A 13,538-nucleotide genomic window follows, 5' to 3' on the forward strand; every position below is an offset into this window, starting at 1 on the left:
GGGACATGATCGCGACGGCCCGATGCATGGGGTGTGTGGAGGGGGCCGCCTATCAGAATCGAACTGATGACCTATTCATTACGAGTGAATCGCTCTACCGACTGAGCTAAGGCGGCGTGCCCGGTGTCAGCCACCGGCACAGCAAGCAAGCCTATATGAGAGTGTGAAGCTCGCGAAACGAGTTGGTCAGAAGCACGGCCATCGAGGCGCTGTCAGACGACTCCGCCCAGCACCCCCAGGCGTGCCGCATGGCCGCCAAGGCGACAAGTGTGATCAGCAGTGCACGCTGGTGAATGAGTGGATGATCAGGGTTTTCGTCGCCGGGATGATCGGATTGGGCATCCCGTTCGAGGCGTCGCTCGACCACCGCCGTCAACTCGACCTCGAACTCGCGCATTCTGCTAATTCGCTGAATGAGCAGGTGCGGCGAGCGGTGGATCACCTTCTTGCGCAGCTGGTGCAGTTCGAAGTCTTCGGTATCGGGTACGGCGACCACGAGCATGATGTCGAGCAGGCCGTCGAGAACCGGCTGATCGGGCCCGGCCGAGAGAAAGCGTTCGACGAGCTCGTCGGGCAGGCCGCTGAGGTGCGACTCGCCGAGAACGGCTGACTCTTTCGAGTCGAAGTAGTTGAAGAAGGTGCGCGGCGAGATGTCGGCGCGGCGTGACACGTCGTCGACGGTCACGTTCTCGAGGCCTCTGTCGTTGCTCAGTTCGAGAACGGCGAACTGGATGGCGCGGCTGGTCGCCTTTCGTTTGCGCTCCCGCAGCCCGGGTTCGACCGTCGCAGTGTCACTCGTCGTCGCTGTCACAGCTCAATCATTGCAGACAGCGCAAACTTGCACACCCTCAGCGGGCACCGGGTCGCCGGTCGGCTCAACTCGTGCACTTCGGGTCGGAGCTCGGCACGGCTCCGGTGAGAAAGTACTGGTTCACGATGCCGTGAACGCAGGTCGACGAGTTGTAGGCGGTGTGCCCTTCGCCGACGAACGTGATCAGCTGGGCGCTCTCGAGCTGCTTGGCGACCGACTGGGCGTCTTCGTAAGGGGTCGCCGGGTCGTCGGTGGTGCCGATCACCAGAATGGGGTTCGCTCCCGGTGCGCTCACCGGGGCAGGGGTTCGGGTCGCCGGCACAGGCCACGACGCGCAGCCGATGTCGCCGTACGTCCACCACGGGCCGAAGGTCGGCGAGGCCGCGATCAGTTCGGCGTTCTGCTTCGCAATCGTGGCGTCGTCGGTGACGGCCGGGTAGTCGAGGCAGTTGATGGCCGTGAACGCCTCGGTCTGGTTGTTCTGGTAGGTGCCGTCAGAGTTTCGGCCGTTGTAGGCATCGGCCAGCTGGAAGGCCGCGTCTGCCTGCCCCTGCTTGACCTGGGCGATCATCTGCGAGAGGTAGGGCCAGCTGTCTTTGCTGTAGAGCGGGTAGAAGATCGCTGTGAGCAGCGTCGACGAGCCGAGCTCGCGACCGTCGCTGGCCTTGATCGGGCTGGCGTCGACCGCCTTCAGCAGGGTCTGAACCTGTTTGGCGGCATTGTCGACTGTGCCCGAGAAGGGGCAGTTCGAACCCGACAGGCAGTCGGCGAGGTACGCACGCATCGCACCCTCGAAGCCCGTGGCCTGGCCGATGGTCGAGTCGAAGCCGGTCGAGGTGGGGTCGACCACGCCGTCGAGCACGAGGCGGTTCACCTTGGTCGGAAACAGGTCGGCGTACTCGCTGCCGATGAAGGTTCCGTACGAGTAGCCGAGGTAGTTCAAGCCGGTGTCGCCGACGGATGCCCGTAGCGCGTCGAGGTCACGAACGGTGCTCTCGGTGTCGACGTGCCCGAGCAACGCGCCCGTCTTCGCTTCGCAGCCGGCGCCGAACTGGGTCGCCGTCTTCTTGGCCGCGGCCTGCCACTCGGCAGACCCGTGCTCACCGGGGGTGATGTCGTAGAGGTAGGCGTCCATCTGCGCGGGGGTGACACAGGTCACCGGCGATGACGCACCCACGCCGCGCGGGTCGAAGGCGACCACGTCGTACTGCGCCTGGAGCACCGGATCGACGGCGAAGTCGGTGCTGTCGCGGAGAAAGTCGATGGCCGAGACACCCGGGCCACCCGGGTTCACGAACAGGGTGCCGAGCTTCTGGCCGCTGCCGCTCGCCGGCTTCTTGATCAGCGAGAGCGTCACCGTCTGCCCCGACGGATCAGACCAGTCGAGCGGAACCGTCGCCGTCGCGCACTCGAACGTGTCGTTGCAGGTGGCCCACTGCAGCGACTGGTCGTAGAAGGGCTGCAGTGCGGCGTCGACCTTCTCGCCCGTGGGCGTCGATGCGCCCGCCGCCTGCCCCGTCGTGCCCCCGTTCGCCGTACCGAACCAGGTCGAGCATCCCGAGAGCACCAGAGCGGCGGCCGCCGCGACGGCGACCAGGGCGAACGCGCGCCGGCGGCGGGGTGGTGAGACGGTCACAGTGGTGCCTTTCGCTGTGGTGACTGGGCGGTGATAAGCATGGCCTCCAGGGCGAGCGCGGGGGTGACATTTCGTGAGATTCTCAGCCGCGCCGCAGCAATCGCATCCATGATTGCCAGCGTCTGTGCAGCATCCATGTCGTCTGCCAGGGCGACGAGGCGCGCTTCGATGGCGAGATTGATGAGTTCGAGCTGCGAACCGAGCTGCAGCAGCAGCACGTCGCGGTAGAGCGACAGCAGGTCGACGAGAATACGATCGATGCCGTCACGCAGGCTGCGGGTCGAACGGCGCTTCTGATCGTCTTCGAGCGCCTTCACCTGCGAACGCAACCCCGACGGAACGGCCTGCCCCGACTCGACGCCGAGGGTACGCAGCGTGCTCTCGCGCTCTTCGGCGTCGCGCTCTTCGGTGATCGCGTCGGCGTCGTCTTTGGCCAGTTCGAGCAGTCGGGCAGCGGCCTGCACCGCGTCGGGCACGCTCCGGATGCCCAGGGCGATGTCGAGCGTCTCATCCCGCCGCGCTCGAGCGTCTTCGTTCGTCGCGAGCCGGTGCGCCATACCGATGTGGCTCTGCGCCTCGCGCGCGGCCCGTTCGGCGGTTTCGGGGTCGACACCGTCGCGCCGTTCGAGTAGCCGCGCCACGTCTCCGGCGCTCGGCACCCGCAGGCGAACCGAGCGCACACGCGAACGGATGGTCGGCAGCAGATCGGCCTCGCTGGGGGCGCAGAGAATCCACACCGTTCGCTCGGGCGGCTCTTCGAGCGCCTTGAGCAAGACGTTCGAGGTGCGCTCGACCATGCGATCGGCGTCTTCGATGACCATCACGCGGTAACGCGACACCGAGGGCGAGAACTGCGAGCTGGTGACGAGAGAGCGCACCTCTTCGATGGAGATGATGACGCGGTCGGTGGTGAGCACGGCGAGGTCGGGGTGAGTGCGGGCCGCCACCTGACGGCAGTCGGCGCAGACCCCGCAGCCGCCGAAGCGGCAGAGCAGCGCCGAGGCGAAGGCGTAGGCGAGGTTGGAGCGGCCCGAGCCTGGGGGGCCGGTGATGAGCCACGAGTGCGTCATGGCGCCGGCGTGCGGGGTGCGGGTGGGGGCGGGAGCGGTGGTTGGGGTGAGAGCGATGGCGGCGGGCGCGGCGTCGCTCGCGGCCGCACGAAAGAGGTCGATCGCCTCCTGCTGGCCGGTCAGTTCGTCCCACACGCTCATACAGACAACCTACCCGGCGGGGCCGACAGCGGGGCCGCCGACAACGCCGCTGCCACCGCTGCCACCGCTGCCACCGCTGCGATCATCCCAGCAGGGCCTCCACCCGCGCACGCACCGACTCGGCGATCACCTCGGGCGGGAGGGCGCCGTCGACCACGAGAAAACGCGCCGGCTCGGCCTCGGCGATCGCCAGGAACGAGGCACGCACGCGCCGGTGGAAGTCGTCCTTCTCCGCCTCGAGCCGGTCGAAGCGTTTCTGGTCACCGTCGAGCCGGGCACGCGCCGCGGTCTCGTCGAGGTCGATGAGCACGGTGAGGTCAGGGCTGAGCCCCTCGGTCGCCCACTCCGACACCGCGCGAATCTCGTCGGGTCCGAGCACGCGCCCACTGCCCTGGTACGCCACCGACGAATCGATATACCGGTCTTGAATCACGACCTCACCGCGCTCGAGGGCCGGGCGCACCTTCGTGGCGATGTGCTGGGCGCGGTCGGCCGCATACAGCAGGGCCTCGGCGCGCGGGGTGATGAAGCCACGGCTGTGCAACACGATCTCGCGCACCTCTTCGCCGAACGCCGTGCCGCCCGGCTCACGGGTGCGCAGTACGGTGTGCCCGGCATCCACCAGCCATCGCTCGAGCAGCGCGGCCTGCGTCGACTTTCCCGAGCCGTCGCCGCCCTCCAGTGTGACGAACAGGCCGCTCACTTCTTGGGAGCAGCCTTTCGGGCCGGAGCCTTGCGCGTCGTGGTGGCACGCTTCGCCGTGGCACGCGGCTTCGCCGGACCCTTCGCCCGCTTGTCGGCGAGCAGCTGCACGGCACGGTCGAAGTCGATGTCGTCGATGCTCTCTGCCTTGGGAATCGTGGCGTTCGTCACACCGTCGGTCACGTAGGCGCCGAACCGGCCGTCTTTGATCTTGATGGCCTTACCGCTCTCGGGGTCGGGCTCGTCGAAGTCTTTCAGGGCACTGGATGCCCGGCGAGCCCCGTACTTCGGCTGGGCGAACCGTTCAAGGGCACCGGCCAGGTCGACCTCGAAGATCAGGTCTTCGCTCTCGAGCGAACGGGTGTCGGTGCCGCGCTTCAGGTACGGACCGAACTTGCCGTTCTGAGCCGTGATCGGCTCTTTCAGCTCGGGGTCTTCGCCCACGGTGCGGGGCAGGTCGAGCAGTTTCAGCGCGGTGTCGAGGTCGATCTCGGCGAGATCCATCGACTTGAAGAGCGACGCGGTGCGCGGCTTGACGGCCGCCGCCTTGGCCGGTTTCTTCGCAGCGGGCTTCTTGGCGGCCGCCTTCTTGGCCGGAGCCTTCGTGGTCGTCTTCGCCGCGCCGGCAGCGGCCACAACCGAGTCGGCGGGGTCGGCGATGAGTGCCGCGGCCGCTTCGGCGAGCGCGATCGTCGCCTCCATGTCGGTCACGGGTTCCGGCTCGAGTTCGGTGACGTACGGACCGAACCGGCCGTCTTTGGCGACGATCGTCTTGCCGTTGGCCGGGTTCACGCCGATGACGCGGTCGGTGACGATCGGGGCATCGATCAGCTCGTGCGCCTTGTCGAGGGTGAGTTCGTCGGGCGCGAGGTCTGGCGGAATGTTCACCCGTCGCGGAGTCGGCACCTCACCCGTCGCTGGATCGGCGGCCTCTGTGTCGGCCACCTCCAGGTAGGGGCCGTATTTGCCGATGCGCAGGGTGATGCCGTCTGACAGGGCGATCGAGTTGATCGCCCGGGCATCGATGTCACCGAGGTTGTCGATCACGTCGCGAAGACCCTTGTGGTCGTCGTTGCCGAAGTAGAAGCCGTTGAGCCAGTCGACTCGGTCTTCTTCACCGCCGGCGATCTTGTCGAGGTCTGACTCGAGCTCGGCCGTGAACTCGTAGTTCACAAGCTCGGCGAAGTACTCCTCGAGCAGGCGCACGACCGAGAACGCGATCCAGTTGGGAACGAGGGCCTGCCCACGGGGCGTGACGTACCCACGGTCGATGATCGTCGAGATGATCGAGGCGTAGGTGGAAGGGCGGCCGATGCCGAGCTCGTCGAGCGTCTTGACCAGGCTCGCCTCGGTGTAGCGCGGAGGCGGGCTCGTCTCGTGGCCGGCCGCGTCGACCGTGATGGCCTTCAGCGCCTGCCCTGCGGCCAGCGGTGGCAGCTTCGATTCGGTGGGCTCGCTGGGGGCGTTGCGCTCTTCGTCCTGGCTCTCCTCGTAGGCCAGCATGAAGCCGCGGAACGTGATGACCGTTCCACTGGCCGAGAACTCGGCGGTGGTCGAATCGGAGAGACCCGCCACGGCCGTCGGGCCCGCGGTGATGGTGACGGAGGCGGTCGATCCCTTGGCATCGGCCATCTGCGACGCGACGGTGCGCTTCCAGATCAGTTCGTAGAGTTTGAAGTCGTTTCCGCGCAGCACGCTGGCCACCTGCGACGGCGTACGGAAGGTCTCCCCCGCGGGGCGCACCGCCTCGTGGGCCTCCTGGGCGTTCTTGCCCTTGCCGGTGTACAGGCGTGGCTTGTCGGGCACCGTCTCGGCTCCATACAGGGCGCGGGCCTGCGTGCGAGCCGCGGTGAGCGCCTGCTGCGACAGCGACGGCGAGTCGGTTCGCATATAGGTGATGTAGCCGTTCTCGTACAGCGACTGGGCCACGCTCATCGTCTGGCGAGCGGAGAAGCGCAGCTTGCGCGCCGCCTCCTGCTGCAGCGTCGATGTGGTGAACGGCGCCGCCGGACGCCTGGTGTACGGCTTCGATTCGACGCTGGCGACCTCGATCGTCGTGGTCGGGCGGGCCACCGCCTCGGCGAGAGCCTTGGCCTGCCCTTCGGTCAGCAGGTTCGCCTTGCCCTTGAGCTTTCCGTTCTCGTCGAAGTCGCGGCCGGTGGCGATGCGGTCGCCGTTGAGTCGCACGAGGCGCGCACCGAACTGCACGGTCTCGGCGTCGGCCGCCGTCGCGGCGTCGGCGAGCACAGCATTCAGATCCCAGTAGCTGGCGGCGGTGAACGCCAGTCGTTCGCGCTCACGCTCGACCACCAAGCGGGTTGCCGCCGACTGCACGCGGCCGGCCGACAGGCCGGGGCCGACCTTGCGCCACAGAACGGGCGAGACCTCGTATCCGTAGAGACGATCGAGGATGCGCCGGGTCTCCTGCGCGTCGACGAGAGCCTCATCGATGTCGCGGGTGTTGTCTCGGGCGTGCTCGATGGCCTCACGGGTGATCTCGTGGAAGACCATGCGCCGCACCGGCACCTTCGGCTTCAGAACCTCGAGCAGGTGCCACGCGATGGCCTCGCCCTCGCGGTCTTCATCAGTTGCGAGGTAGAGCTCGTCGGCGTTCGCCAGCGCCTTCTTCAGCTCGGCGACCGTCTTCTTCTTCTCGGCCGAGACCACATAGTAGGGAGCGAAGCCGTTCTCGACGTCGACAGAGAACTTGCCGAGCGAACCCTTCTTCAGCTCCGGAGGCAGGTTCTTGGGCTCCACGAGGTCTCGAATGTGGCCGACCGAGGCCTGAACCTCGTATCCGTCACCCAGGTATTGGGCGATGGACTTCACCTTGGTGGGTGACTCGACGATGACGAGCTTTCTCGGGCCTGGCACGGATGCTCCTAGAAACGGTGGTGAAGAGGTGGGATGCTCGATGAGACGCTTCGGCCCATCAGGCACACCATACACACCCTGTACCGTGCAATACCTAATCGAACCCGCACTGGCAGCTACTCCTCTTATATCCTTGACAACTTCTTGTAATCCGTCAGTCGGGCCCGGGCCGGCCCTCGCAGTGTCTGCGACCTCGACCGTCAGGATGGTTCGCGACACTCGAACGGTCGCGACGCCACCCTCGAGCGTGCAGGCGTCGAGCGTGGCTCCGTTCAGACTGGCCGCCTGAGCGGCGGCGTCGCACGGGATGCCGGCGACCACCCCCGACGCGACATCGGCCGCGGCCAGAGCCGCCGCGTCGGCCGCGGTCTGCACCGAGTGCTTCACGCCGAGAGCCCACGCGACGGTGAGCACCAGCCCCGACAGACCGAGCACGAACCCCATGAGGCCGAGCGCGATCACCGAGCCGGAGCCCCGATCATCCCGCAGCAGCGCCATCGGCGACCGCCGCCTCATGGAGTCGAACAGCGGGCCGGTCATTGGCCGCCCGCCAGGGCGCAGGACCGGGCGGAGACGTCTACCCCGGCGGCCGCGAGCGCTGCAAAGGCGATCGGGGCCGTGACGGTGACGCACACGAAGTCGCCGTCAGCCGAGGTCGAGAGTGTGTGCGCTCCGACGAGCTGGGCGACGCGGGCGTCGGCCTCACCCGCCGCCGCTCCTCGTCCGAGCGTTCGGGCAGCCACCGATGCCGCGTCGACGACACGCACCTGCAGGGCCGACGCCTGAACGGCGCCGACCGCCAGCGCGAACACGACCACCGCCGCCGGCAGGGCCACCGCGAACTCGGCCGTCACCGTTCCGCTGTCGTCGGCGAGTGCCGACCGTAGCGCACCGCGCACACCGCGCACACCACGTCGGCCGGTGCCGCGCAGAAGGAGCGGAGTCACCCGGCCACCGTCAGCGCGCGGTGAATCATGTCGGTGAGCATGCCGCGCACTTCGTCTCCGCGGAGGATCACCACCAGGAGTCCGGCGAAACCGACGGCGGCCATCGTGGCGATGGCGTACTCGGCGGTCACCGAGCCTGTTTCGTCGGCCAGAGCGGCCGAGATACGCCGGAGCGCAGATCGGGTCTTCGAGAGGTTCATGGTTCCTTCTTTCTGGTGTGGGGTCATGGGGGTTGTGGCCATTCGGGTTGCGGTGCTTCAGGGAGGTCGTTCCCGCTGCTGGTTCGGGTCTATGGACTGAGGTCGTGCGTCAGAGGGAGGAGAAGGTCGAGGTCACCACCGAGAGCAGCAGCGGAGCGACGCCCAGAAGCATGAAGGCGGGCAGCACACAGAAGGCGAGCGGCAGCATGAGTCGAATCGAGAGCGCGGCGGCGCGCTTCTGCGCGTGAGTGAGGGCCTCCCGTCTGGCCTGCGCGCCTTCGGCACGCAGGAGTTCGGCAGCCGGAACACCTGCTCGACGGGCCAGCTCGGTCACGGCATCCACTCGGCGATCGTCACCGCGGGTGGCGAGGCCATATGTGGATAGGGCGTGGCTGCTGATCTCGCGGGCACGGCTGACCGAGCATCCACCCGACATGGCGATGGCCATCAGCTCGACGGCCAGCCCGGCTGCGGCGGTTCGGGGTAGGCTCGAGCGCACGAGGAGGGCGCTCCAGCGCGCGGAGGCGAGCAGCAGAAGTAGTCCGGCCACCAGGCACACGAGGCCGGCGGGGGTGGTGAACAGGGTCGCCAGAGTGTTGAAACCCAGAAGAGCTCCGAAGCCGAGCCCGACCAGCGGAAGCAGCGTCATCAGCTTGCTCGTCGCAGCGGGTGCGGCGCGGGCCACATCGACGGAACGCTGCACATCGCCCAGCTCGAGCAGCGCCCTCGACAGATCGCGCAGGCAGACGGCGAGTGGCGCGCCACTCTCGGCGGCGACCAGCCAGGCGGCTGCCACGGTGTTCCACGCCTGTCTTGTGCGGGGATCGCAGGCGAGGGCTGCCGTGGCGATCGCCCGGTCGATGGACGCTCCGCGCTCGGCCACGCCGGCCACCGCGAGCGCGACGCTGTACCCCTGTCGACGCACTCCGCCGGCCCGGGTTGCTGTGCCGGCATCGCCATCGACGGGAGCGTCAGGCTCGAGGCGCTCGCTGCCCTCCCCCTCGCTGATATAGGCCCAGGCGCGAGCGGGCGAGACGCCGGCCTCCAGCATCACGGCGAGCCGCTGTACCTGTGCGGCGACGTCGTCGAGACGCGCACTTCCTGCCCGCGTGCGCCCACTTGGGCTCCGCGGCGATCGTGGCGATCGCACGTCGGTCTGCTCACGCATGCCGCCCCCGAGTGGTTCGCAGCGACCCGATGTCGTAGGGCGCCGCGCCCACGCCGGAACCCGCGCTCCACCGGCCCGGCGTCGACTCCGCGGCCGACACCGCCGTCGCCTCGAACGGATGCGGCGACGGCGACAGCGGCGATGCCTGCGACTCGGACCCCGGCTGCGACTGCGACTGCGACTGCGACGGCGACTGCGACTGCGACTGCGACCGGCCACTCTGCACCACGAGGCGACCATGGGCATCCAGCGCCAGGTGGCCGACCGCGGCGAGACGGCGCCGGCCGCCCGATTGCTCGACGTGGAACACTGTCTGGATCGCGCTCACCGCCTGGCGCGCGACGGCCTCAGGCGTCAGGCCAGCGAGGGCGCCCAGCGCCTCGATGCGCGCGGCGACGTCGGGCAGGGAGTTCGCGTGCAGCGTTCCTGCACCGCCGTCATGACCGGTGTTGAGCGCCGAGAGCAGCTCACGCACCTCCGGGCCGCGGCACTCGCCCAGCACGAGCCGGTCAGGTCGCATGCGCAACGCCTCCCGCAACAACCGCTGGAGGCTGATCTCGCCGGCGCCTTCGAGGTTGGCCTGCCGCGCTTCGAGAGACACGAAGTGCGGATGCTCGACCCGCAGTTCGGAGACGTCTTCGATGGCGACGATGCGTTCGTCCGCCGCCGCCTCCGAGAGCAGTGCCGCCATCAGGGTCGTCTTGCCCGAACCGCCGGCGCCGGTGATCAGGATGTTCGACCGCGCGGCCACCTCGCTGCGCACTCGTTCGACGCTCACGCTGCCGGAGAAGAAAGCGCTCTGGTCGAGGTCGTCGAGCCGCAACCTCGTCACGGGCGGGATGCGGATCGAGATGACCGTTCCCCGCGGCGCCGCGGGCGGGAGCACGGCGTGCAGCCGCACCCCGTCGTGCAGCCGCACGTCGACGCACGGGTTCGCTTCGTCGACGTGGCGGCCGCCGAGCGCGATGAGCCGCACAGCCAGCTGCCGCAGCTCCGCCTCGCCGGGACACGACCAAGTGGGGTCACGGACGAGACCTCCGCCGCGATCGAACCAGAGGTCTGCGGGGCCGTTGATGAACACGTCGGTGACCGATCGGTCGCGCAGGTACGACGCCAGTGGCCCGAAGTCGGCCGCGCCCGGCCTCTCGTCAAGGTGCGCGCCCAAGCGCTCGTCGAGGGCCGCGCCAGGGCGCCCGTCGACCGCCTCGACGGGCACGGAGGCCATGGCGCGATCGTGGGACTGGACTGCGCCACGGGGCGGGGCGAGCATCCGTCGGGCGACGAAGGGGGCGGTGAGTGTCGATGTCATGCTGCGAGCGTAGAAAGTTCGCGGTGAGCCGATCGACGAACGGCGACCAACTGTGGAGAGACCGCAGGCCCGCGCCCCTGTGGAGGGCGGGCGGTCGACGGCGGGCGGTCGACGGCGAACCACCCCGAACCAGACCTGTGCCGCGAACAGATGCGTCGAAGGCACGAACGACCCGCTAGTCGAACGGACGAACCGACCCGATGAAGGCGAAAAAACGAGTTAGAAGAGAAAAGACCCGTTAAATGAAGGGGGCGGCACCATTTGGGGGAAAAGGTGCCGCCGTAGCACCGCATGATTGGGGGGAATCAGGATTGCGGTGCATCCAAGTCAAAATCGACTTGGTAGAAAAGAGTTTACCTGTAGGAAACATGCGCGCAAACCGTAACAGAGAATTCTCAGCAATACCGAGCTAATTGCCAAGATTCATGGTCGAGCCGGTCTGATTCGCCCCGCAGACGTGGCACAACTCCTTGTTCATCTGCTCGCTGCAACCCGGCGCAGCGCAGCGCTACCGCGGTGCGGCAGAATGCTTATGGCAGTACGGAGCAAAGGAGCGCCATGAGCGGCAACATCGACAACCTTCTTCACGAGACGCGAAGGTTCGCGCCCAGTCAGAGCTTTCAGGCGAGCGCTGTCGCGACGGCCGATCTGTATGAACGGGCGGCGGATGACCGGCCCGCCTTCTGGGGCGAACAGTCCCGCGAGCTGCTGTACTGGCACACGCCGTTCACCACCACCCTCAACTGGAGCAACCCGCCGTTCGCCCAGTGGTTCGAAGACGGCGAACTGAATGTTGCCTACAACTGCCTCGACCGTCACGTTCTGGCAGGCAACGGCGACCGAATCGCGCTCTATTGGGAGGGCGAGCCCGGCGACAGCGCAACCTACACCTATGCCGAGCTCACGGCCGAGGTCAAGAAGGCTGCCACTGTTCTGCTCTCGCTCGGCATCTCACGCGGCGACCGGGTCGCGATCTACCTCCCGATGATTCCCGAGGCGGTCATCTCGATGCTGGCGGTGGCCCGCATCGGCGCCATCCACTCTGTGGTGTTCGGCGGGTTCAGTGCCGAGAGCCTGCGCGCCCGCATCGATGACGCCCAGGCGAAGCTCGTGATCACCGCCGACGGCGGCTGGCGTAAAGGAAAGGTCTCGTCGCTGAAGCCAGCGGTCGATGACTCCCTCACAATCGGCGGCGAGGAGAATCCCTCCACAGTCGAGCACGTTCTGGTCGTGAAGCGCGGCGGCAACGACGTAGCGTGGGTCGACGGCAGAGACCTCTGGTGGCACGACCAGATCGCCGAAGCCGAGACCGAACACGAAGCCCAGCCGTTTCCCGCCGAGACACCCCTCTTCATCCTCTACACCAGCGGAACGACCGGCAAACCGAAGGGAATCCTGCACACCAGTGGCGGCTACCTCACCCAGGCGGCGTTCACGCACAAGAACGTCTTCGACCTGCACCCCGAAACCGATGTCTACTGGTCGACGGCCGACGTCGGCTGGATCACCGGCCACACCTATGTCGTCTACGGCCCGCTCGCGAACGGCGCCACCCAGGTCATCTACGAAGGCACCCCCGACAGCCCGCACACCGGCCGCTGGTGGGAGATCATCGAGAAGTACGGCGTCACCATCCTGTATGCCGCACCCACCGCCATCCGAACGTTCATGAAGCTCGGCCGGCACATCCCCGACGAGTTCGACCTGACCAGCCTGCGACTGCTCGGCTCGGTCGGCGAACCGATCAACCCAGAGGCCTGGGTCTGGTATCGCGATGTGATCGGCGGCGGCACGACACCTGTCGTCGACACCTGGTGGCAGACCGAGACCGGCGGCATCATGATCTCTGCACTTCCGGGCGTCACCACGCTGAAGCCGGGGTCTGCGCAGGTGGCGCTGCCGGGCATCCACATCGAGGTTCTGGACGATCGGGGCGAGCCCGTCGGCAAGAACTCCGGTGGGCTGCTGGTCGTCGCCGAGCCCTGGCCAGCTATGCTGCGCGGAATCTGGGGTGATCCCGATCGCTTCATCGAGACGTACTGGAGCACCTTCGACGGAAAGTACTTCGCCGGCGACGGCGCCCGACTCGACCGCGACGGCGACGTGTGGCTGCTCGGCCGGGTCGACGACGTGATGAACGTGTCGGGGCACCGACTGTCGACCGCCGAGATCGAGTCGTCGCTCGTCTCGCACCCGCGGGTGGCCGAGGCGGCGGTCGTCGGGGCGAGCGACGAGACAACGGGCCAGGCGGTGGTCGCCTTCGTGATCGTGCGTGCCGACGAGGGCGGCGAGGTCGTGGTCACTGCCGACGACCCGTCGGTAGATACGTCGGCGCTGGCGGCCGAGCTGCGGGGGCACGTGGCGTCGCAGATCGGCGCGATCGCCCGGCCCCGGCAGGTGTTCATCGTCGCCGAACTGCCGAAGACGCGGTCGGGCAAGATCATGCGCCGGCTGTTGCGCGACGTGGCGGAGGGCCGAGAGATCGGTGACACCACCACTCTCGCCGACACGCAGGTCATGTCGATCATCAGCGGCACGGTCGGCTGACACTCTCGGCTGACGCGCCCGGCTGACGCCGACGTGCTCGACCATCGCTCTCGGCTGACGCGCGCAGACAACACTGACGTGCACGGCCGACGCGCCCGGCTGACACTCTCGGCTGACGCGCTCGACCCCGCGC

General features: G+C 67.8%; 10 protein-coding genes and 1 tRNA gene. 1 reads left to right on the forward strand and 10 read right to left on the reverse strand.

Annotation, left to right across the window (positions count from 1 at the left end; genetic code table 11):
* Positions 1-43: 43 nt before the first annotated feature.
* The 10 genes from V3W46_RS16005 to V3W46_RS16050 form a co-directional block, all read right to left on the reverse strand.
* Positions 44-116: transfer RNA gene (locus tag V3W46_RS16005), tRNA-Thr, on the reverse strand.
* Positions 117-151: 35 nt separating this feature from the next.
* A complete protein-coding gene (locus V3W46_RS16010) occupies positions 152-811 on the reverse strand; it encodes a TetR/AcrR family transcriptional regulator (RefSeq protein ID WP_331784138.1) in 660 nt (219 codons plus the stop codon).
* A 64-nt stretch (positions 812-875) separates the two neighbouring features.
* Complete coding sequence (locus V3W46_RS16015) at positions 876-2,447, reverse strand: alpha/beta hydrolase (protein WP_331784139.1); 1,572 nt, start codon at positions 2,445-2,447, stop codon at positions 876-878.
* Positions 2,444-3,658 carry a DNA polymerase III subunit delta' gene (locus V3W46_RS16020; protein WP_331784140.1) on the reverse strand — a complete coding sequence of 405 codons (1,215 nt, stop codon included), beginning with the start codon at positions 3,656-3,658 and terminating at the stop codon, positions 2,444-2,446. Before V3W46_RS16020 ends, V3W46_RS16015 begins: the two co-directional genes overlap by 4 nt.
* A gap of 82 nt (positions 3,659-3,740) precedes the next feature.
* Positions 3,741-4,361 (reverse strand): dTMP kinase, encoded by a 621-nt coding sequence (gene tmk / locus V3W46_RS16025; RefSeq protein ID WP_331784141.1) that lies wholly within the window; start codon positions 4,359-4,361, stop codon positions 3,741-3,743.
* Positions 4,358-7,774, reverse strand: a complete 3,417-nt coding sequence (gene topA / locus V3W46_RS16030) for a type I DNA topoisomerase (RefSeq protein ID WP_331784142.1) — start codon at positions 7,772-7,774, stop codon at positions 4,358-4,360. Before topA ends, tmk begins: the two co-directional genes overlap by 4 nt.
* The gene (locus V3W46_RS16035) at positions 7,771-8,181 is read right to left on the reverse strand and encodes a TadE family type IV pilus minor pilin (protein ID WP_331784143.1); all 411 of its coding nucleotides are present in this window, start codon (positions 8,179-8,181) and stop codon (positions 7,771-7,773) included. Before V3W46_RS16035 ends, topA begins: the two co-directional genes overlap by 4 nt.
* Positions 8,178-8,381 carry a DUF4244 domain-containing protein gene (locus V3W46_RS16040; RefSeq protein WP_331784144.1) on the reverse strand — a complete coding sequence of 68 codons (204 nt, stop codon included), beginning with the start codon at positions 8,379-8,381 and terminating at the stop codon, positions 8,178-8,180. The genes V3W46_RS16035 and V3W46_RS16040 overlap by 4 nt, the downstream gene beginning before the upstream one ends.
* 109 nt (positions 8,382-8,490) lie before the next feature.
* Positions 8,491-9,432, reverse strand: a complete 942-nt coding sequence (locus tag V3W46_RS16045) for a hypothetical protein (RefSeq protein ID WP_331784170.1) — start codon at positions 9,430-9,432, stop codon at positions 8,491-8,493.
* A 109-nt stretch (positions 9,433-9,541) separates the two neighbouring features.
* Entirely contained in the window at positions 9,542-10,858 is a 1,317-nt protein-coding gene (locus V3W46_RS16050; RefSeq protein WP_331784145.1) for a TadA family conjugal transfer-associated ATPase, read from the reverse strand.
* 558 nt (positions 10,859-11,416) lie between these two features.
* Between V3W46_RS16050 and acs the strand changes: the two genes are divergently transcribed.
* On the forward strand, positions 11,417-13,405 hold the full coding sequence (gene acs / locus V3W46_RS16055; RefSeq protein ID WP_331784146.1) for an acetate--CoA ligase: 1,989 nt from the start codon (positions 11,417-11,419) through the stop codon (positions 13,403-13,405).
* The last annotated feature ends 133 nt before the right edge of the window (positions 13,406-13,538 follow it).

Origin of the sequence: Subtercola sp. YIM 133946 (assembly GCF_036553535.1) — a bacterium.
Taxonomy (GTDB): domain Bacteria; phylum Actinomycetota; class Actinomycetes; order Actinomycetales; family Microbacteriaceae; genus Subtercola.

Bases quoted from the DNA above. Each gene is read 5' to 3' on its own strand.
- V3W46_RS16020 (WP_331784140.1), bottom strand. From the start codon at position 3,658: ATGAGCGTGTGGGACGAACTGACCGGCCAGCAGGAGGCGATCGACCTC.
- V3W46_RS16040 (WP_331784144.1), bottom strand. From the start codon at position 8,381: ATGAACCTCTCGAAGACCCGATCTGCGCTCCGGCGTATCTCGGCCGCT.
- acs (WP_331784146.1), top strand. From the start codon at position 11,417: ATGAGCGGCAACATCGACAACCTTCTTCACGAGACGCGAAGGTTCGCG.
- V3W46_RS16045 (WP_331784170.1), bottom strand. From the start codon at position 9,432: ATGCTGGAGGCCGGCGTCTCGCCCGCTCGCGCCTGGGCCTATATCAGC.
- V3W46_RS16050 (WP_331784145.1), bottom strand. From the start codon at position 10,858: ATGACATCGACACTCACCGCCCCCTTCGTCGCCCGACGGATGCTCGCC.
- topA (WP_331784142.1), bottom strand. From the start codon at position 7,774: ATGACCGGCCCGCTGTTCGACTCCATGAGGCGGCGGTCGCCGATGGCG.